Here is a 21173-nt window from a genome sequence, read left to right as displayed (position 1 = left end):
TCGCGCACTTGTTATGACGGGGCGGCCATCGGGGACTCTACACCTGCATCATGCGTATCAGCCTTCGACTCATCCTCATCTGTTCCGTCGCCGCCTGCGCGCCCATGCTGCCGGAGGCCCCGCCGGTGAGGCCGACTCCGGCGCCCGCGCCCGCGTCGCCGGCCGCTCCCGCGCCCACGCCCGCTCCGCCCCCGGCCAATCCCGCCGACCAGGCCGGGTTCGAGGGCTGGAAACAGGGCTTCCTTTCGCGTCACGGCGGCGTCCGTCGGGATCAGTACGCCCGCGAACTGGCCGGCCTGACCCCGGACGCCTCCGTCATCCGCCTCGATGGCAATCAGCCCGAGTTCAGCCGTCCCGCCGGCGCCTATATCCAGTCTGCCGCCTCCGCCACGCGCATCGCCCAGGGCCGCCAGCGCGTCGACCGCGTGCCGTGGGAGGTCACCCAACGCTTCGGCGTGCCGGCCGAGATCCTCGTCTCCATCTGGGGCAACGAGAGCAGCTTCGGCGCGGTCCAGGGCGATTATGACGTCATCCGCTCACTGGCCACCCTCGCCTTCGACGGGCGCCGCCGCGACTGGGCCGAGGCCCAGCTGAAGGATGCGCTGGACATCGTCGTCGACGGCCGCCGCGCACGCGCGGGCCTGAAGGGCAGCTGGGCCGGGGCCATGGGCCAGACCCAGTTCATGCCCGACAACTTCCTGCGCCTCGGCGTCGACCAGACCGGCGATGGCAAGGTCGACATCTGGGGCTCGGACGCCGACTCCCTCGCCTCCGCAGCCAACCTGCTGGCCCAGGCCGGCTGGAAGCGCGGCCAGAGCTGGGGTTATGAGGTCGCCCTGCCCTCCGGCTTCGACTACGCCGAGGCCGAGGGCCCGCGTCATAACTGGCGCTATTGGGCCGGACGCGGCGTGACCCTCGCGCGCGGCGGCGCTCCCACAGACGCCGAGGCGCTGGAGGAAGGCGTCATCCTCCTGCCCCAGGGCGCGCGCGGCCCGGCCTTCCTGGCCCTGCCCAATCACTATGTGATCCGCCGCTACAACAACTCGGTCTCCTATGCGCTCGCCATCGGCCTCACCGCCGACGGCATCGCGGGCAAACCCGGGCTCGTGGGGACATGGCCTGACGACGCCCCCCTGTCGCGAGACCAGCGCATCGGCGCCCAGCGCGCCCTGACCGCCCTGGGCTATGACACCGGCGGCGTCGACGGCGTCGTCGGCGCCAACACCCGCGCCGCGCTGCGCCGCTGGCAGATCGCTTCCGGGCGTGTGGCGGACGGGTATCTGACCGCCGATCTGGCGGATGAGCTGATCCGAAGGGCGGGGTAACCCCTCCCGTCTCCTCCCCATTTCCGATGGGGAGGTGGCGCGGCGCTGTTCGCGCCGTGACGGAGGGGGGCCGCGCTTCCACCGCTTCGCGGCCCCCTCCCCATTCGCTACGCGAACAGGGAGGAGACGATGCGAGCAATTCGCCGCCAAACAGACAAGTTGCAAACGCCAACCTGTTGATCATGTGCGGGATATTTCCGCAGGCAGCGTCATTTCGTAGCCGCACGTGGAGTCGGCCCCATAATTCTCCCATCCCGTCGGTGGGGAGGGCGTCGGATCCACGCTTCTCGATGTCGGCGGGCTGTGGTCGAGCGATGAAGCCCGGCGGCGCTTACGCCGGGGGTCCTTGAGGACGTCGATGGATGGCGTCCCCCTGCTCGCCGCGCGCTTCTGTGCGGGACCTCTGCGGCGCTGACGCCTCCGCAAGTCTCCCCCCGGGCCGGCTCCGCAAGGAACCATCCGGGCGCCGGCAAGGCCCGAACAGGGCCGGCGGCCGGCACGCGCGTGGAAAACGACGACGCGGGGCGGTCTGTCTCGTCGAAACGGTAACTCTGAAACAGCACCGGGCGGGCCCGGTCGCCCCGCGCCCTCCCCAGCTTTGGCGGCCCGTCGCCACAGCGCGTCGACCCATGCCTCATGGACAGGAGAACGCCATGACCCGCCGCAAATCAGCCCGACTGACCGATCGCGACTTCATCCGCGCCCTGCAGCTCATCCGCCTGAAGGGCCTGCCGACCGGTGAATACGAGCCCATGTCCAACCGCGAGGAAATGTATCTGCGCATCGTCCGCGCCGGCCGTCCGGTAGACATCGAGGACTTCGTCCTGTCGAAGCCCCTGTTCCAGCTGGAAGCCATGGAACGCCGCGCCAACGAGGAAGACATCGCCGCGCCCGAACCCACATGATCGTTGTTAACCCGTCCCGCCTTCGCTAACCCGAACCGGACACCCGCCGGAGCTCTCCATGTCCCGTTCGTCCGATCGCTTCGAAGGCACTTCGAACTACATCGCCACCGACGACCTGAAGATAGCGGTCAACGCCGCCGTGGCGCTCGAACGCCCTCTGCTGATCAAGGGCGAGCCCGGCACGGGCAAGACGGTCCTGGCCTATGAGATCGCCCGGGCCATGAACGCTCCCCTGATCACCTGGCACATCAAGTCCACGACCAAGGCCCACAACGGCCTGTACGAATACGACGCCGTCTCGCGCCTGCGGGACAGCCAGCTGGGCGAGGAACGCGTCCACGATGTCCGCAACTACCTCAAGCCCGGCAAGCTGTGGGAGGCCTTCACGGCCCCCGACCGACCCGTCCTGCTGATCGACGAGATCGACAAGGCCGACATCGAATTCCCCAACGACCTGCTGCAGGAACTCGATCGGATGGAGTTCTACGTCCAGGAGACGGACGAGACGATCCGCGCCGAGGTCCGGCCCGTCGTCATCATCACCTCCAACAACGAGAAGGAACTGCCCGACGCCTTCCTGCGCCGCTGCTTCTTCCACTACATCCGCTTCCCCGACGACGAGACGATGCGCGCCATCGTCGAGGTCCACTTCCCGGGCATCAAGCCGCGCCTCGTCTCGGAAGCCCTTCGAACCTTCTACGAAATCCGCGACACGCCGGGCCTGAAGAAGAAGCCCTCGACCTCGGAACTGCTCGACTGGCTGAAACTGCTGCTCGTCGAGGACATCGACCCCGAGACCCTGCGCGAGAAGTCTCCCAACAAGCTGATCCCGCCCCTGCATGGCGCCCTGCTGAAGAACGAACAGGACGTCCACCTGTTCGAACGCCTCGCCTTCCTCAGCCGCCGCGAGGGCTCGCGACCCGGCGGCTAAACACAGTTGCGTTGCGATACGGACACACGCCTTACCGCGATTTCACTGGCAAATGAAACGCGCGCGCGCAGGATAGAACCGTACCAGGACCACCCAAGATGACCCTACGCCTCCTCCTGCCCACGCTCTGCGCCCTCGCCGCCCTGACGGCCGCCTGCGACGGCGACCGTTCGGTGCGCATCACCTCGACCACCACCGAGAGCGACGCCAAGGGCGTGTTGAAAGTCGTCGACACCCTGCAGTGCCCGCAAACCATGGGCTCGCTGACCCGCAAGGGTTCGGCGCAGGACGGCGGCAAGGTCTGCACCTACGTGGGCCGCAAGGGGACCGAAGTCAGCCTTCACCTCGTCGCCCTCGACGGCGCCGCCCCCGCCGATGTGCTCAAGTCCTTCGAAACCCGCCTGTCGGCTTCGCTTCCCGCCGCGGTCGCGCAGTTGAGGGCCTCGGCCGACGCCGAGAAGGCCCGCATGCAGGCCGATCTGGCCCGGGCGAGCGCCGACACCGCAGCCGCCACCGCTGACGCGGCCGCCGTCCAGGCTGACGCGGCCGGGGCGCAGGCTGACCGCGCCGCCGCCCAGGCGGATCGCGCCTCGGTGCGGGCTCCGGGCGTGGCGATCGAGGCCGAAGGCGACGACGCCAGCGTTCGCCTGCCCGGCATGCGCATCGAGACCAAGGGCGATCAGGCCAGTGTGCGGATCGGCGGCTTCCACATCGACGCCAACGACAGCGATGGCTCGGCCCGCGTCCGCGCCTCCTCGGGCGGCGGCGACAGCCTCAGCGTCAACGCCCAGAACAATGCCGCCGAGATCCGCACCAGCGCCGCCGGCGAGGCGACCCGCACCAGCTGGATCCTCAGCGACAACCGGGAAACGGAATCGGGCTGGCGTCTGGTCGGCTTCGAGGCGCGGGGACCCGTTGGCGGCCCCCTGGTCGTCGCCACCGTCCGGTCCAAGGACACCAACCGCGGCCGCGCCTTCGAGGACGCCAAGGACCTCGTCACCCTCAACGTCGGCGAATAAGCCCGCCTCCGGCCTTGATCGCGTCGCGCTGATGCGTCACCAACCCTGCCCACGAGAGCAGGACAGAACCTTGGCCGCCACGCCCCGCAAATCCGCGAAACCGCCCCGCGCCTGGCAGCGCATGCTTTCGGGCCGCCGGCTCGACCTGCTGGACCCCTCGCCCTTCGACATCGAGATCGAGGACATCGCCCACGGCCTGGCCCGCGTCGCCCGCTGGAACGGCCAGACGACCGGCGAACACGCCTTTTCGGTCGCCCAGCACTCCTGCGTCGTCGAGGAGATCGCCGCCCACATCCAGCCGGGGCTCGAGCCCAAATGGCGTCTCGCCGCCCTGCTCCACGACGCCTCCGAATACGTCATCGGCGACATGATCTCGCCCTTCAAGGCGGCGCTGGGCGTCAACTACAAGGCCTTCGAGGCCCGTCTCGAAGACGCCATCCACGTCCGCTTCGGCCTGCCGCCCAAAAACCCGGTCGAGATCAAGACCCTGATCAAGAAGGCCGACGTGGCCTGCGCATATTTCGAAGCCACCCAGCTGGCGGGCTTCACCAAAAAGGAGGGCCTGACCCTCTTCGGCGCCCCGCCGGCGGGCTACGACCTGATCATCGACCCCCTGCCCGCCCCGGTGGCCCAGCAGCGCTATCTCGAGCGCTACCGTGTCCTCGCCGAGGCGACCGGGGTCGTCCCCGCCCCCGACGCCTGGCACACGGAATAGAGCGCATGGCCGGTCCGGGGGAACAGGGCGTCCGCATCGGCCTCTCGGCCGTCGTCATCGCACTCCGCGACCGCCGCGCCTGCGTCCTGACCACCCCCGGCGAGGAGGGCGAGACCGCCCTGCCTTTCGGCCCCTTCGATCCGGCGCGGGACCGGACATTCGAACGGGCCCTGCGCGACTTCGTGACCGACCAGACCGGCTTCCGCCTCGGCTTCGTCGAACAGCTCTACACCTTCGGCGACCTGGGCCGCGCCAGCCCGCGCGCGACACCGGGCCCCGAGCATCATCGCGAGGTCTCGGTCGGCTACCTCGCCCTCACGGCCGACGCCGCCGACGCCCCCCAGGCCGAGGCCCGCTGGACCCCCGTCCTTGAAATCTTCCCGTGGGAGGACCGCCGCGACGGCGCCGCCGCCTGCGTCGCTCCCCTGATCGCCGCATTGAACGACTGGGCGGCGACCGACCCCCGCCGTCAGGCCCGCGTCGAGACCCTCTTCGCCACCGCGCCCGCCCATCGCTGGAACGAGGGGCAGGTGCTCGACCGCTACGAACTGCTCTACGAGGCCGGTCTGGTCGCCGAGGCCGCAAGGGATCAGGAACGCCCGCCTCTTTCCACCGCCCCCGGTCGCGCCATGGCCTCCGACCACCGCCGCATCCTCGCCACCGGCCTCGGCCGCCTGCGCAGCAAGCTGAAATACCGCCCCGTCCTTTTCGATTTGATGCCCGCGACCTTCACCCTGTCCGAACTCCAGACCGCCGCCGAGGCCGTCGCCGGCCTGTCGCTGCACAAGCAGAACTTCCGACGCGGCGTTGAACGAACCGGCCTTGTCGAGCCCACCGGCCGCCTGTCCGCCGCCACCGGCGGCCGCCCGGCCGAGCTGTTTCGCGTCATCGACGGCGACCTGTCGACCGGCGAAGCGCTTGGCCTTCCCCTGCCCGCGCAACGCTGAGCCGATTTCCCCGATATCCCGCTTGCGGCGCGGGCCATCGCCCATTACGGAGAGGTGGCAGAGTGGTCGAATGTACCGCACTCGAAATGCGGCGTGCCTTTGCGGGCACCGTGGGTTCGAATCCCACCCTCTCCGCCACCGGCCCAAGTCACTGTTCTCTACCACGGCTTGCTCTCCCACGTTTTGCGATCCGGTAGAATTTCCCGGGTAACAGGGATGCGAACCGGGAAGTGCTGTGACGCCTTTGGGGGATCAGACATCGATCAGGAGCCGCTGTTGAATATCAGGGGCGAAGAAAGCCAGGCGAATGAGCGTCCGCTCATGTCCATTCGCGGGAGCCTGCTGGGGCCGTCCGGAAGGGCCAGACGCTTCCTGCAGGATGCTACATCCGCACTTCAGGCCGTTGTTGAGCATCCGATTCTGGGGGGAGCGGCTTGGCCGGAGCTTAACGTTTCGCTGGTGGCTATTCCGTGCCCGCGAGTGGTCGGTTCGCGCGTGGAGGGCTCCAATGTCGTCTTCGGGATCGCACACAACGTCCGCTTCTGGCGCTGAACCGACCGGGTCGCGCTTTGAGGAACACTGGTGTTCCGAAATGTTGTGAGCTATGAGCCTGCGTCCGAAGCGAGACGATCATGTTCACCTATTGCACCAAAGCGAGCCTGCCCATGCTGCTCGACCGCCAGCCGGTCGAGGGTAATGGCGCGCGCGCGGAGGACGTTTAGGAGAGCACCCGGTCATACCGACTTCGGTTTTCCAGAAACCCCTCCCGCTTCCGGCCGGAGGGGTTTCTTGTATCTGCAAGACGCCTGACGGTCGGTCCGGAGGATCAGACAGAGAAGGAGACGTCAGCCATGCGCGGCTATGACGTGATCGAAAGCCCGGGCGCGCCGATCAAGGCGTGGACCCGGGGGGTGCCCATCGAGGATGCGGCGCTGAAGCAGCTGAAGAACGTGGCCTCGCTGCCGTTCATCCACTCGCACGTCGCGGTCATGCCCGACGTGCACTGGGGCATGGGCGCGACCGTGGGGTCGGTGATCCCGACAGTGGGGGCCATCATCCCGGCCGCCGTGGGCGTGGACATCGGCTGCGGCATGATGGCGGTGCGGACCTCGATCCGCGCCGAGCATTTGCCAGACGACCTGTCGGGCATCCGCTCCGCGATCGAGGCGGCCGTTCCGCACGGCCGCACCGACAACGGCGGGCGCAACGACAAGGGCGCCTGGTCGACCGAGCCGCCGGCCTCTGCCGCTTCCCGGTGGGAGGGGCTGAAGACGGGCTATGACGCCGTAGTGGAAAAGCACCCCAAGGCGGCGCACCCGCGTGGCTACGGCCATTTGGGCACGCTGGGCACGGGCAACCACTTCATCGAGCTGTGCCTCGATGAGGCGGGGGACGTGTGGGTGATGCTGCACTCGGGTTCGCGCGGGGTGGGGAACCGGTTCGGTACCTATTTCATCGAGCGGGCCAAGCAGGAGTCGCGGCGCTGGTTCCTGAACCTGCCGGATCAGGACCTGGCCTACTTCCCCGAGGGGTCGGAGGGCTTCAACGACTACGTCAAGGCCGTGTCCTGGGCGCAGCGTTACGCCCGCGCCAACCGCGAGGTGATGATGGACAGCGTCCTGAACGTGCTGCGCGCGTTCTGGCCGGACCTGGAGACGACGCAGGAGGCAGTGAACTGCCACCACAACTATGTTTCGAGGGAGCGCCATTTCGGCAAGGATGTGTTCCTGACCCGAAAGGGTGCGGTGTCGGCGAGGGACGGCGAACTGGGGATCATCCCCGGCTCGATGGGAGCAAAGTCCTTCATCGTTCGCGGCAAGGGCAACGCGGACTCGTTCTGCACCTGCTCGCACGGCGCCGGTCGGGCCATGAGCCGGACCGAGGCGAAGCGGCGCTTCACGGTGGAGGACCACGTCCGCGCCACCGAGGGCGTCGAGTGCCGCAAGGACGCCGAGGTGATCGATGAAACGCCGATGGCCTACAAGGACATCGACGCGGTCATTGCGGCCCAGACCGACCTGATCGAGGTGGTTCACACCCTGCGTCAGGTGGTGTGCGTGAAAGGATGACGGGAGCCGGTTCCGCGCAAGCGGGGCCGGCTTTCGTCGTTAGCCAGGCCGGCTTTCGGTTGAACGGCGACATCCCGTCCCATCGCGCGTCAGACGCCAAGCCACTGCAATCCGCCCGGGAGATCACCGGCAGCATAGTCGACCTGTAGAACTCGCCGGTGCGTGGCCACGGACGCCCTGTCGGACGCGTGCAGAATTGGCGTGGCATAGGTCCAGACATCTCCTGCTTCAGCCAGACAGGTGGCGACGCCGCACTTGCTCACCACCTCTGGAATATCGGCCTCCGGGATCCTGCCGAAGCGGTGCGATCCAGGCGCGATGAGTAGTGGAGCATTTGTCCCGGGCACGGGGTCGAGGTGGGCGCGCAACGTGAGCATGCCGGCCAGCACCGGGAACGGGGGCGCGACATGCAGCGCGCCATGCTTGCGTGTCCAAGGCCCCCAGCCTTCGACTTCCTGTCGCTCACGCACCGCAACCACACGGTCCTGATGCCAGGCGAGTGACCAATTCGTGGATGCTGTTTTGTCGAATAGGATCGCCCGTACAGGCCGGGCCTTCTCGCCCAGGTTCCGCGCGGCCAGGCAGCCAATCGGTCCGCTGGTCGCGAGGAAACAGAGCAGCCCTTTGACGCCAAAAAGCCTCACCCCGGCAACGTCTCGCGGCTGGCCGGCCAGCACCTGTTCCAAACCGGCCAGCGTGGAGCCGTCGAGAGCCTTCGGGGCCAGCTCAGCGCCGTCTCGATCCAGTTCAAGTTCGGCAGTCCGCGAAGGCATGCTGTTGCATATCGCCCGGCGGCGCCGCGCTCAACGGCCGTCGGCTTACAGGCGAGAGCCCGACGCCCGCTTCTGGCGCAGAGCGGCCCCTCCCCTGCCCTGTCGATGGTCCCGCCGCGTTCGCGAAATGCCCATATGCGGGAATATATGAAAAGCAGGACGGCGCTTGTGCTGCGGATCGCGGCCGCCGCACGTTCTGGTTCGCTACGGGCGAAAGCGGCAGGCCCCCTCGCCTGAATGCGCTGCCAGACAATCGGCCTGAAAACGAGCGGGATCGGGCCTCACGTCCGTGTCGATCCACCGCTCAAGGGCGTTCAGCGCGGTCAGGTAGCCGGCGTCGCTCAGCTTGCTGTGCTGGTCCTCGTCCGTGGCGGCCTGAACCAGCAGATGCGAGCGGCCCGCGGCCGCGACCGTTGCGCCATAGACCGCCTCGACCTCGTAGGAGACCGTCGGATCGTGCAGCGCGTGCATCGTCAGGGTCGGAAGGACGATCAGGCCCGAAAGATCGGAATCGTAGGCCAGCCGCGCGACTGCGTCGGGGTCCGCCGTGAACCGTTCGACGCCCGCGTTCAGCGCCGCGTCTTCCGACGAGCCGGCGTAGACGACGGCGCTGTTGTCGAACGGGTTCAGACCGCCCAGCCGTTCCTGGACCAGGTCCTGGAACAGGAAAGTGGCCCAGGACAGGTGACTGACCAGCTGATCCTCCTGCACGCCTGTGACCGCCAGGGTATCGTGCAGGCGTTGCGTCTGCTGCGGTGTCCTTTGAGCAGCGGGTTTGTCCACGCCGGTGCAGGCCTCGACCCGGGCGCGCAGATCGGCGCGGGTCATGCGGCTGCCGCGCGGCAGGCCCTGCCAGACGGGATAGGTCGTCTCGTCCGCCGCGGGATGATTGCGGCAATAGAACTGGTAGACGGCGCGGAGGCCGGCGCGGAACTGATAGGCGCGGGTGCCGCCCGACAGCACGCCGTTGGTGATCAGGACGCCGTCGTAATTTCGGCCGCCAGCCGTATCGAGGGCATAGAGTTCGGACGCCTTGGCTGCGACATTCCCGCCCCAGGACTGGCCATGCAGGATGGTGCGTTCCGGCCGGCCGAACCGACTCCAGAACACCTTGCGGCTGTTGTCTGTATCCTCGGCCGCCATGCGAACGCCGTAGCCGCCGCGACGATAGGTCGAGCCGATCCAGGCGTAGCCCTGGCGCACCATGACGGAGAACCGCTCGAGGTCTTCCAGCGAGTCCGCCGCCCCCGGGGCGCCGGTGCGCGGTCCGCCATGGGCGTGGACAATCAGGCGATTGTTCCAGTCGGCCGGCATGGCGATGACGTACCAGGCCCCGTTTTCGTCCTGCCCTGACAGACAGCGCGTCCCGGCCCCCGCCGAGGCGGGGCAGTCGATAGGCACGACGTCGGCCCCGGCATGAGCCGGAGCCGACGCGAGGACGCCTGCGAACGCCAGAACCGCAATAGCAAACCGCCTCATGGCGAACTCTCGATAGGCGGACCGGCGCGACGACGGCCGCGCCGGTCCGGATGTCAGAACGTCTTGGTGATGCTGGCGTACCAGTAACGGCCGTAGGGGCGATACAGCGACCCCAGATAGCCGGTGGACGTCAGCGGCGGCGCCTCGTCGGTGATGTTGCGCGCGCCGATGCGGATACGCGTGTTCGAGGCCCAGCCGGCGTCCTCGAACTCGTACTGGCCGTACAGATTGGCCGTGGTCTGGGCTTCGACGATCCAAGGATCGCCTGCGGTGCTGAGGAAGCCGGTCTCTTCGACCGCGCTGGTGTACTGGACGAAGCCGCCCACTTGCCAGGGGCCCTGGCTCCAGGTCAGCGAACTGGTCACCTTCCATTCCGGACGGCCATTCCGGGCCAGCAGGTCGCTGGCGATCGGCAGGGGCGTGGCCGGGTTGATCGTGCCGGCGTCGCGGGCGTCGTCCAGGGCCTGGACGGCCGGACCGGCGTCTCGGTGGAATTCCAGCAGCTGGGCGGCGTTCACCTGAGCGCTGAAGTCGCCCCAGGGCGTGTCGCGCAGACGCCAGTGGACCGCGAAGTCGATGCCCTGCACGTCCTGCGGCAACAGATTGACGAAGCTGTCGCTGACGGACTGGATAGCCCCCACTGGCGCAATCCCGGTGCCGGAGAAGAAGGCGACGTCGTCGACATTGGGAGCGGCGCGCACGACGTTCGGATTCGACGAACCGCTCAGCCGGGCCAGGTAGTCCTGAACCACTGCGGTCTGTCCGCCGATCAGACCGACGATGTCTTCCTGCTGAATGCGCCAGCGGTCGACGGTGAAGGTAAAGTTGCCCACGGCCTCTGGCAGGAACCACGGCTCGAAGACCAGGCCGATGGACTGGTTGGTGCTTTCCTCGGGTTTCAGGTCGGGGTTGCCGGACACACGCAGCGAATAGCTGACGCTCTGTGCGCAGGCGTTGAAAGTCGCGATCCGCCCGGCGCGAAGGTCGGCCTCGCAACGCAGATAGTCGTTGTTGGACGCAAGGCGTGAATAGGTGGTGGCGTTCGTCTGCTCGAGGTTCGGAGCCCGGAAGCCCTCCGAGTAGGACGCCCGCAGACGCAGGCCGTCGACGATGTCCAGAGCCATGGCGACCTTGGGTTTGGCCACGTCGCCGAAGTCGCTGTAGTGCTCGTACCGGCCAGCCACCTGGAATTCGAGGTTGTGGACCAGGGGGATGTTCATCTCCGGCGAGACCACCGGCACCGCGAACTCGACATAGGCCGAGGCCACGTCACGCTCGCCATGGGTGTCAGGATTGGAGCTGACCGCCGACAGGTTCGAGATGCTGACCGCGCCGTCGATCCTGTCTGTGAAGATGTTGGTGCCGTCCAGATCGGCGTCGCGGTCGTCGCTCTGGGTCTCGTGCCGGAACTCGACGCCGAAGGCCACACCCAGCGGCCCGCCCGGCAGCTCCATCAGGTCAGGCCGGCTCATGCGGAAGTCAGCCATGGTCAGCGTCGTGCGGGAAACACGGACCAGTTCGGTCGAGATCGCGTCGATGGCGGTCTGGGAGCTCGGCGTGCAGTCGCCGTAGGTCGTGGTTGCGACGCAGCCGCCGTTGAACGGGTTGTAGGCGTCGGGCGTGGACAGGGCCAGGCTGGCCTGCAGCGCGGTCATGTTCACGGCGTTGGAGGTGTCGGTCGCCTCCGCTTCCGAATAGACCAGCGCCGTCTCCCAGTCGAAGCCCCAGCGTTCGCCGCGAAGGCCGCCCAGGAGGCGCGACTGGGAATTCTCGACATCCACGATCTGGAAGCCGGCGTCATTGAAGCGGTAGTTGCCCAGTTTCACGTTCAGCCCTCCGATCGGGACACCGGTCAGGCCCGACAGGCGGTTCGGATTGGCCTGTCCGTTGGCGAAGGTCACCGGGCCGAACGGGTTCCAGTAGTTGGAGGCCGGGATCCAGATGGCGTTCAGGCTGATGGTGGGCGGCTGGATGTTCTGGGTCGTGGCCTGGTAGAAGCCGATCTCGCCGAACGCCTCGACGTCGGCCGACAGTTCGTAGTGGCCGGAAACGAACAGGTTGAGCCGCTCGACCTCCGGGGTCACTGTGGTGCCGACCTGGGTATCGTAGCGCAGGTCGCGCTGGACGCCGTTGGCGCTGGCGTTGCCCGACGCGATGCAGATGTTCGTCCCGACCGGTGTGGCGCAGCCGAAGCTTGCCGGCTGGATGTGGAAAGCGCCGGCCGAGGTCGTCAGGGCCGTGCCGTTGCGCCGGATGGTGGTGCTGGTCTGGGCCTGCAGATTGGCCCAGGCGCCGCGGGTCGCGCGCGCGTCAGGATCCAGGCTGGTCTCGAAACCCGGTTCGTTGGCGAACAGACTGCGCAGGTTGGACGAGGCCGTATAATCCTGGTCCTCGGCCAGCAGGGCGGACCGGTCCGTGTAGTCGATGAAGCCCGAGATATTGCCGCGCTCGAAATTCTTGCCGGCGAAGATGTTGGTCGAGAGCTCGCGCAGGTGCGTGCCCTCCGCCCCGCCGTACTGGGCCTGGAAACGGAAACCGTCGAAGTCGTCGCGCAGCACGGTGTTGACCACGCCGGCCACGGCGTCCGCGCCGTAGATGGCGGCGGCGCCATCCAGCAGGACTTCCAGCCGGTCGGTGCCCGACACCGGGATGGTATTGGAGTTGTAGCTCAGGACCGGGACCGTTCCCGTATCCGAGGTGCCCTGGCTGGTGGGGTGGGAGATGAGCCGGCGGCCGTTCAGCAGCACCAGGGTGTTCCCGACGCCCAGCGAGCGGAGGTTGACCGAGTTCACGTCGCCCCGGGCGGCGTTGGACGTCTGCGGGTTGTTGGCGGCGCTGAACAGCACGTCGCCCATCTGCGGAATGGAGCGCAGCAGGTCGTCCCCGTTGACCGCGCCGGTCGCCAGGATCTGCTCCTCGCTGAGCACGGTCACCGGCAGGGCGGCGTTGACCTTGGCGCCGCGGATCTGGGAGCCCACGACCACGACGTCGTCGACGGTCGTCGCGTCCGGCTCGTCGTTCGAGGCGGGCGCCGGCGCCGTCTGCGCAAACGCCGGAGCGGCGATGAGCAGGGTCAGCACGGCGGCGCTGCCGAGCAGAGCGGTTCTGTGGATGGTCCTCATTGTCTCTTCCTCCCGTTTTTGGCTCGGCCGCTCTCAGTCGGCCGTTATGACGTCTCGATCGCCCGGCCCTGCGGCTGGATCCGGTGCAGCGGCCAATGCCTTGGGTCCGGATCCCAGCGCCGCATGCAGCGCCTCGCGGTCCAGTTCGCCCTCCCAGCGGGCGACGACCAGGGTCGCCACTGCATTGCCCACGAAATTCGTCAGCGCCCGGCACTCGCTCATGAAGCGGTCGATGCCGAGGATCAGGGCCATGCCCGCCACCGGCACGCCCGGCACCACGGCCAAGGTCGCTGCCAGGGTGATGAAGCCGGCGCCGGTGATGCCCGCCGCGCCCTTGGAGCTGATCATCGCCACCAGCAGCAGCAACAGCTGATCCTGAAGGCTCAGCTCGATGTTCATGGCTTGGGCGATGAACAGGGCGGCCAGGGTCATATAGATGTTTGTGCCGTCCAGATTGAACGAATAGCCGGTCGGCACGACGAGGCCGATCACCGACTTGGGCGCGCCGGCGCGCTCCAGCTTCTGCATCAGACTGGGCAGCGCCGCCTCGGACGAGGAGGTGCCCAGCACCAGCAGCAGTTCTTCCTTCAGATAGGCGATCAGCCGGAAGATGGAGAATCCGTTGGCGAGGCAGACCAGCCCCAGCACCCCGATCACGAACACCAGCGAGGTCACGTAGAAGGTGGCGATCAGGGCGGCCAGATTGGCGATCGCGCCCAGGCCATAGGCGCCAATGGTGAAGGCGAAGGCCCCGAACGCCCCGACAGGCGCGGCCTTCATCAGGATGGCGACCAGCTTGAAGACGACCTGGCTCAGCGCATCCAGCGCACGGTTTACCGGCGCCGCGGCCTCGCCGACGATGGCCAGGGCGATGCCGAACAGGATCGACACGAACAAGGTCTGCAGAATGTTGCCTTCGACAAAGGCGCTGACGAGCGTGTTCGGTATGATGCCGGTTAGGAAGCCGACAATGGTGCTCTCGTGGGCGGCCTCGGTGTACTGGGCCACCGCGCCGGCGTTCAGGGTGGCTGGATCGATGTTCAGCCCCTGCCCCGGCTTGACCACATTGGCGATCACCAGACCGATGATCAGCGCCAGGGTCGAGAAGACCAGGAAGTATGCAAAGGCCTTGGCCGCGACGCGCCCGACCTGCTTCAGGTCGCGCATACCGGCGATGCCGGTGGTGATGGTCAGGAAGATCACCGGAGCGATGATCATCTTCACCAGCTTGATGAAGGCGTCGCCGAGGGGTTTGAGGCTCTGTCCGAAGTCTGGCCACAGGTGGCCGATCAGCCCACCGGCAACGATCGCCAACAGTACGGTGAAGTACAGGCTGCGATAGAACGGGCGGCGCGCGACGGGCGCGCCGGCTGTGGCGGCTGGATGCAACAAGCGACCTCCCTTGGACCCGCTGCGCGGCTCCGGTCTCAACAGCGCTCTGACGGCGCGATTGACTGCAGTATCGGTGAGCCTGAGGTCGCGACAAGGAAAGGCCGACAGCCAGACATCGTGTTGAATTAAATCGGCTTTGCTCCTGCAGTCTTCACTTTAATCGCAATAGCGTGCGGTAATCCGCACACATGTGATGGACATTTGTGCGTAATTTCACATAGTCGCCCGATGCGCGATCCCGCTTCATCGACGACTCAGTGGCGACTCTTCGCGACAGCGTGGATTCTTGTCGCGATCCTCGTCGTGTGGGTCAGCGGCGAGGTCGCCCGGCAGGACGCGAGGGCGTCGGCCGGGCGGCAGGCGGCCACGGCCAGCGCCCTTCACGCCGCCGTCCTGCGCAGCGAGCTGGAGCGGCATCGGTCGTTGCCGATGGTTCTGGCGCAGGACCCGGACCTGGCGGCCCTGCTGGGCAAGCCGGACCCGACGAGCGTCGCGCGATTGAACCGAAAGTTCGAGGCCTTGGCGACAGAGGTCCGGGCTGCAGCCATCTATGCGCTCGACGCCAACGGGAAGACCCTCGCCGCCAGCAATTGGAAGCTGCCCACCAGCTTCGTCGGCTCCAACTACCGCTTCCGACCCTATTATTTCGAAGCCATGCGCAACGGTCAGGCGGCCTTCTTCGCCCTCGGCACCGTCAGCGGCCGCCCCGGACTTTATCTGTCCCGCCGGGTGGATGATCGCACCGGCCAGCCGCTCGGAGTCATCGTGGCCAAGGTCGAATTCGACGCCCTTGAGGCCGACTGGCGCGCATCGGGCGAGCCGACCTATGTCACTGACGCGGACGGGGTGGTGCTGATCACCACGGTGCCGGCCTGGCGCTTCCACGCCGCCCGGCCGTTGTCCGCCGACCTCCGGCGACGCCTCGCGGCGACCCAGACAGCCGGAGCGACCGTCCCGACTCCCCTGCCCTTCGACACCCGCAACGGCGCTCTGGTCCGGGTATCGGCCGATGTCCCCGCGGACCTCTATGCCGTCGCGTCCGACAGCATTCCCGACATCGGCTGGGAGTTGAACCTGCTCTCTCCGGCCGGCGACGCCGAGGCGCGGGCAGTCGCCGTCGCGCGGTGGCTGGGCGCCCTGACTGTCGGCCTGCTGGCCGCCCTGACCGGCATCCTGCTGCGCCGCCGTCAACGCGCCGCCGCCCGGTCGATCGAGGCCGAACAGGCCCGGGTCGAGCTGGAGCGTCAGATCGATCTCCGGACGTCCGAACTGCGATCGACCAACGACCTCCTGAACCATGAGATCGAAGAGCGGCGGCGACTGGAGTCGGTTCGTCAGGATCTGCAGGACGATCTTATCCAGGCCAACAAATTGGCGACCCTGGGTCAGATCGCCGCCGGGGTGGCGCACGAGATCAACCAGCCCGTCGCCGCCATTCGGACCCACGCCGACAGCGCCTCTGTGCAGTTGCGCCGGGAAGACAATGCCGGCGCGCTTCGCTCGCTGGCCAATATCGACCGACTGACCGAGCGCGTTGGCGCGATCACAGACGAATTGCGCGCCTTCTCGCGCAAGACGCGGTCGGAGACGGTGGCCGTCGGCGTGGATGCAGCGATCGATGGAGCCCTGCTGCTGGTGGCCGGACGAATGGGGGAAAAGGGTATCGTGCTGAACCGCCGGCGGGCGCCGTCCGGCCTGGCCGTGCGGGCCGAGAGAAACCGGCTGGAACAGGTGGTTCTGAACCTGCTGCAGAACGCCATCGAGGCGCTGGACGGCGTCGCGAACCCGACCATCGACGTGGGCGTCGTCGTGAAGGGCAAGCAGGCCGTGATCCACGTCAGCGACAACGGTCCCGGCGTCGCGGCCGGGGTCCAGGAGCGGCTGTTCACACCCTTCACGACCGACAAGCAGGACGGCCTGGGTCTGGGACTGGTCATCAGCCGGGACATCGTCGCTGGCTTCGGAGGCGAACTCGCTCTGGAGCCTTCAACCCGGGGCGCGCGATTCATCATTCGTCTGGCGAAGGCGTCATGAGCTTCCAGACCCTCAATCGCGTCGCCCTGATCGACGACGATGACGCCTTTCGGGATGCACTGACCGAACGGCTCGAGCTCGACGGCCTGGCGGTCGCGGCGTTCGCCTCGGCGGAGGCCGCGCTGAAGGTCGTCAACGACCGGTTCGAGGGCGTGGTCGTCACCGATCTGCGCATGCCGAGGATGGACGGCCGGCAGCTCGTCGAAAGGCTGAACGGGCTGGATCCCGGCCTGCCAGTGGTGATGATGACCGGGCATGGCGACATCGCCGAGGCCGTCGATGCCATGAAGCGTGGGGCCTATGACTTCCTGGCCAAGCCGTTCTCGCCCGAACGTCTGGTGGAGACAATCCGGCGCGCGCTGGAGAAGCGTTCTCTGGTGCTGGACAACCGCCGGCTCGCCGCACTGGCCGCCGACGACGAGGGGTCGATCCCGCTCAGCGGCTCCAGCCGATCTGTCGAGGCCCTGCGCACTGCCATTCATCGGCTGGCTGACGCCCAGGTCGACGTGCTGATCGAGGGCGAGACCGGGGCTGGCAAGGAGGCCGTGGCCCGCGCCATCCACAATGCCGGACGTCGGCGTCTGCGCCCTTTCGTGGCCGTGTCCTGCGCCGCCCTGCCGGAGAGTGGTCTCGAAAGCCTGCTGATGGGCGATGCGGTTGGGCCCACCGGCGCGTATCGACGCCGCGAGGGACAGATTGAACAATCGCATCAGGGCACCCTCTTCCTCGACGAGATCGATCTGGCGCCGCGCGCCGCCCAGCTGCTTCTGCTTCGGGTGCTCGAGGAACGGGAAGTCCTGCCGGTCGGCGCAATGGAGCCTCATGCGCTGGACCTGCGCATTCTCGCTGCGACCAAGGCCGATCCCGCCGAGGCGGTCGCGCGTGGCGATCTGCGCGAAGATCTCTATTACCGGCTCAACGTGATCCGGCTTCGGACGCCGCCGCTGCGGGAACGGCGCGAGGATGTCCCGTTGCTGTTCGCGCGCTTCCTGGATCGCGCTACGCGGCGTCTGGGACGCGACGCACCCGCGATCGATCATGTCATCCGTCGACGGCTGCTGGAGCACGACTGGCCCGGCAACATCCGCGAGTTGGCGAACTACGCGAGCCAGATCGCCGTGGGGCTGTCGCCCTTCGCCTCAGACGTGGAGTCGGAGCAGGGCTTGGTCCTGCGCGTCCAGGCGTATGAGGCTGAGCTGATCCGGGAATCCCTCACACGGCATGAAGGCGACATCCGCCGGGTGCTGGCCGACCTGCAGCTTCCACGCAAGACGCTCTACGACAAGATGGCCCGGCACGGGCTTGTCCCGGCCGCCCACCGCAATCCGTCGCGCGCCGTCGATAGAGACAACCCGTCGTTGGACTGACTGCACCGCCGCCGTCCTTCTGGCGCCTCAAGGGAGGGATGCGGCCGTCTCTGAACCCCGGAAACTATATGGAACATCGCTGAGACAGGCTTGGCCCGCCGGGCGTTCCGGAGCTGCGACGCCCGTCAACCGGCCCCGGCAGCTTCGGCGAGGCCAGACCCGCATTCCAATTCCATGCAAGATCCCCGCGGGCCTGGCGGCGGCACATCGCTTGCTCGTGCAGGGCGAACATGCCGGGAAACAGACCTTCAGCCAGCGTCGGACCATCCCGGAAGGCGATATAGGCACCGGAAGCGCCGTAGGTCGGCCACGCCGGGCCGTTCGCCGCTCGAGGCTCGCCCGTGCGGGCGAAGCTGACCCAGTAGTCGACCATTGCGGCTGAAAGGCCCGCTTCCTCAGGCGTGTCCGGGACCTTCGGCCAGAGAGGCGGCGTCCGGTCCAGCATGCCGAACATGTAGGGCAGCTCGCTGGCGTGGAAGCCGTGCAGGCCGGCCGCGTCCATGGCGGGATAGCCATGGTCGAACAGGTAGAGGAATGACGGCTGCCCGAGGGCGGTCTGGTTGCGAACCAGCCGCTCCGCCGTCCAGCCGTAGAGCGCGTCGCGGCTGGCGGCGAGAATGCTCTCGCCCATGTCCGACGCCGGATAGAGGCGCAGGAATTCGTCGGCCAGACCGCCGTAACGGTCGCGGATGACGCTCTCATACTCGGCGGTGCTTCCGGGCGCGGGCGGGGCGAGCATGCGCAGCGAGCGGATCTCGCCGCTGTTGAATCCGGCCAGCAGCGGAACCGGCGCCTGCTCGCCGCGGGCGAACACATCCACTAGCTGGCCCGGCAGCAGAACACCGTCCACCGCGCCGAACGAGGCGAAGCCGCTGCGGGCCGCGCTGTCGGTCAGCGTCTGCGGATCCATGCCGCGCAACACCCTCAGGCTCGGCGCCTGGAGGACGCGGGCCAGATTGCTTCCGGCGGCCTCGGCCGCGGGCGCGCCGAAGCGGGCCTGCTTCAGCTCGGGCGTGGAGATCATATAGGCGCTCTGCGCGATCGCCTTGGCGAACAGGCCGCGGGCCAGCGGCGACGCCATCAGATACATGACGCTGAGGCCGCCGGCGGACTCGCCGGCGATGGTCACGTTGGCGGGGTCGCCGCCGAAGGCGTCGATATTCCTCTGCACCCAGTGCAGGGCCGCGATCTGATCCATCAGGCCGTAGTTGCCGGAGATTCCGTCTCGCGACTCCGCGCTCAGGTCCGGATGCGCCAGATAGCCGAGGACGCCGAGCCGATAGTTGATCGACACCACAACCGCGCCCTCGGCCGCCAGCACCGACCCGTCGTACAGCCGCTCCTTGCTTGAGCCGGCGACCAGAGATCCGCCGTGGATCCAGACGATCACCGGAGCCTTGCCCGTCGTCGACGGAGTCCAGACGTTCAGGGACAGGCAGTCCTCACTCGTGGCGCCGAGGTTGTCCGAATAGATGTGCGGCGCCCCCGGCGTCGGCTGGATACAGGCCGGTCCGAAATCCGCTGCATCCCGAACCCCCGACCATCGGGGCGCGGAGATCGGCGGCCGCCAGCGGTTCGGTCCTACGGGCGGCGCGGCGTAGGGAACACCCTTGAAGGCCAGCACGTCGCCGACGGCCCGGCCGCGCACCGCTCCGGCCGGCGCGGTCACGACCGCCGGATCAGACTGGGCGACCGCTGCGGCGGCGCAGGAAACCAGTCCCGCGAAAAGGCCCGCGACCAAAGCCAACCGGCATATCCTCGATGCTGCGCTCATGACACGCCTCCCGCTCTCGACGTGTCGCGTCCCAGCACCCGGGACAGCCACACGAACAGGCCAATGGCCAGCACATAGAAGGGCGTCAGGGTGTAGAGCGCGATCTGCAGCGAGTTGTCGGGATGGGCCGCGCGGAAGAAGTCGCTCGCGGCGCCCACATAGGTCGGCCCAAGGCCCATGCCGATGAAGTTCATCACCAGCAGCAGCAAGGCGCCCGACATCACCCGTTGGTTGGGCCTGACTTCTTCCTGGACCAGCGCCACCGACGAGGACAGATAGAAGTAGTTCAGGAAGGTGGGCCCGCACAGAAGCGCCAGCGCCAGCGGCCAAGACGGCGCCCAGACGAAGGCCACATAGAACGGCAGGGCCAGCGCCAGCGAAAGCGCGGGCAGCAGGGCGTAAGCCTTCTTCGAACGCCGCGTGAAGCGGTCGATCAGCCAGCCCGAGGCGAAGATGCCGCCACCCATGCCGATGGCCACGACCAGCGCGTACCAGAGCGCCACGTCGTTCAGCGTCATGCCCTTTTCGCGCATCAGGAACAGGACCGCGAAGTTGCCCAGACCGTAGGTGATGATCTGTGTGACCCCGCTGCCGAGCGCAGCCAGCACGAGGGTAGGCCGCGAGAAGAAGGCGGTGACGGTGCCCCAGAAGGGCGCGCGCTCCTGGGGCGCGGCGTTCGCGGCCTGGTCCAGACCGCCCCGCCGGGGCTCCTTGACCACCAGCGGCGTGACCACGGCGACTATCAACCCCACGACGCCGATGGCGACGAAGGCGTCGCGCCAGCTGAAGGCCGCGGCGATCGAAGCGCCGAAGGCAATGCCCAGCGCCGCGCCGACCGGAGGCCCGAGATTGTAGATCCCCAGCGCCATGCCGCGGCGGCCGGGCGGGAAATAGTCGGTGATGATGGCGTACGAGGGTGGAACGCCCCCGGCCTCGCCGAAGCCCACGGTCATGCGCGACACCGCCAGCTGGCTGAAATTCCGCGACAGACCGCAGGCGATGGTCGCCGCGCTCCAGATTCCGCAGGCGATGGACACCACAGCCACGCGATTGGTCCGGTCCGCCAGCCATCCCACCGGAATGGCGATGAAACAGTAGAAGAATGCGAAATAGAGACCGCCCAGCAAGCCCAGCTGGCTGTCGCTTATATGCAGCGTGTCCTGGATCGGCTTGGCGAGGATGGACAGCAGCTGCCGGTCGAGGAAGTTCAGTACATAGATGAACCACAGGGAGCCGAGGGCGATCCACGCCCTTGTTCCGACGCCTGTGGCGGATGTTGGCGGAGCGGCGGCGATCGCTTCGGTCTGGCTCATGATCGTTT

The 21173-nt window shown here is 67.6% G+C and carries 15 protein-coding genes and 1 tRNA gene; 10 read left to right on the top strand and 6 right to left on the bottom strand.

Going from position 1 to position 21173, the window contains the following annotated elements; all coding sequences use genetic code 11:
* The first annotated feature begins 50 nt into the window (after positions 1-50).
* The 8 genes from ASD25_RS05915 (at position 51) to ASD25_RS05880 (ending at position 7911) form a co-directional block, all read left to right on the top strand.
* Entirely contained in the window at positions 51-1325 is a 1275-nt protein-coding gene (locus ASD25_RS05915; RefSeq protein WP_056615505.1) for a lytic murein transglycosylase, read from the top strand.
* A 653-nt stretch (positions 1326-1978) separates the two neighbouring features.
* Entirely contained in the window at positions 1979-2230 is a 252-nt protein-coding gene (locus ASD25_RS05910) for a hypothetical protein (protein ID WP_056615500.1), read from the top strand.
* Between the two features lie 58 nt (positions 2231-2288).
* Positions 2289-3161: a MoxR family ATPase gene (locus tag ASD25_RS05905; RefSeq protein ID WP_056615497.1), complete on the top strand. Its 873-nt coding sequence runs from the start codon at positions 2289-2291 to the stop codon at positions 3159-3161.
* Between the two features lie 98 nt (positions 3162-3259).
* Positions 3260-4180, top strand: a complete 921-nt coding sequence (locus ASD25_RS05900) for a hypothetical protein (RefSeq protein WP_056615496.1) — start codon at positions 3260-3262, stop codon at positions 4178-4180.
* Positions 4181-4301: 121 nt separating this feature from the next.
* A complete protein-coding gene (locus tag ASD25_RS05895) occupies positions 4302-4895 on the top strand; it encodes a YfbR-like 5'-deoxynucleotidase (RefSeq protein ID WP_056615590.1) in 594 nt (197 codons plus the stop codon).
* Positions 4896-4900: 5 nt separating this feature from the next.
* The gene (locus tag ASD25_RS05890; protein WP_056615494.1) at positions 4901-5842 is read left to right on the top strand and encodes a hypothetical protein; all 942 of its coding nucleotides are present in this window, start codon (positions 4901-4903) and stop codon (positions 5840-5842) included.
* A 48-nt stretch (positions 5843-5890) separates the two neighbouring features.
* Positions 5891-5980, top strand: a tRNA-Ser gene (locus ASD25_RS05885).
* A gap of 713 nt (positions 5981-6693) precedes the next feature.
* On the top strand, positions 6694-7911 hold the full coding sequence (locus tag ASD25_RS05880; RefSeq protein ID WP_056615491.1) for an RtcB family protein: 1218 nt from the start codon (positions 6694-6696) through the stop codon (positions 7909-7911).
* 89 nt (positions 7912-8000) lie between these two features.
* Here ASD25_RS05880 and ASD25_RS05875 read toward each other — a convergent pair whose 3' ends face one another.
* The 4 genes from ASD25_RS05875 to ASD25_RS05860 form a co-directional block, all read right to left on the bottom strand.
* Positions 8001-8684, bottom strand: a complete 684-nt coding sequence (locus ASD25_RS05875; RefSeq protein ID WP_056615488.1) for a hypothetical protein — start codon at positions 8682-8684, stop codon at positions 8001-8003.
* 204 nt (positions 8685-8888) lie between these two features.
* Entirely contained in the window at positions 8889-10163 is a 1275-nt protein-coding gene (locus ASD25_RS05870) for a hypothetical protein (RefSeq protein WP_056615485.1), read from the bottom strand.
* Positions 10164-10216: 53 nt separating this feature from the next.
* Positions 10217-13285 (bottom strand): TonB-dependent receptor domain-containing protein, encoded by a 3069-nt coding sequence (locus ASD25_RS05865; RefSeq protein WP_056615482.1) that lies wholly within the window; start codon positions 13283-13285, stop codon positions 10217-10219.
* Between the two features lie 33 nt (positions 13286-13318).
* Positions 13319-14674: a dicarboxylate/amino acid:cation symporter gene (locus tag ASD25_RS05860; RefSeq protein ID WP_056615479.1), complete on the bottom strand. Its 1356-nt coding sequence runs from the start codon at positions 14672-14674 to the stop codon at positions 13319-13321.
* A gap of 231 nt (positions 14675-14905) precedes the next feature.
* On the opposite strand from ASD25_RS05860, the gene ASD25_RS05855 reads away from it, so the two are divergent.
* Both ASD25_RS05855 and ASD25_RS05850 read left to right on the top strand, forming a co-directional pair.
* The gene (locus ASD25_RS05855) at positions 14906-16711 is read left to right on the top strand and encodes an ATP-binding protein (RefSeq protein WP_056615477.1); all 1806 of its coding nucleotides are present in this window, start codon (positions 14906-14908) and stop codon (positions 16709-16711) included.
* Positions 16708-18078 carry a sigma-54 dependent transcriptional regulator gene (locus tag ASD25_RS05850; protein ID WP_056615474.1) on the top strand — a complete coding sequence of 457 codons (1371 nt, stop codon included), beginning with the start codon at positions 16708-16710 and terminating at the stop codon, positions 18076-18078. Before ASD25_RS05855 ends, ASD25_RS05850 begins: the two co-directional genes overlap by 4 nt.
* A gap of 64 nt (positions 18079-18142) precedes the next feature.
* Here the strand turns inward: ASD25_RS05850 and ASD25_RS05845 are convergent, their stop codons facing one another.
* Positions 18143-19852 carry a carboxylesterase/lipase family protein gene (locus tag ASD25_RS05845; RefSeq protein ID WP_056615471.1) on the bottom strand — a complete coding sequence of 570 codons (1710 nt, stop codon included), beginning with the start codon at positions 19850-19852 and terminating at the stop codon, positions 18143-18145.
* Positions 19849-21165: an MFS transporter gene (locus ASD25_RS05840; RefSeq protein ID WP_056615468.1), complete on the bottom strand. Its 1317-nt coding sequence runs from the start codon at positions 21163-21165 to the stop codon at positions 19849-19851. The genes ASD25_RS05845 and ASD25_RS05840 overlap by 4 nt, the downstream gene beginning before the upstream one ends.
* Positions 21166-21173: the final 8 nt, after the last annotated feature.

The sequence above is a fragment of the Brevundimonas sp. Root1423 genome, assembly GCF_001426805.1.
The sequence above is the reverse complement of the archived record's forward strand: the minus strand, read 5'-3'. Positions and strand labels throughout refer to the sequence as shown.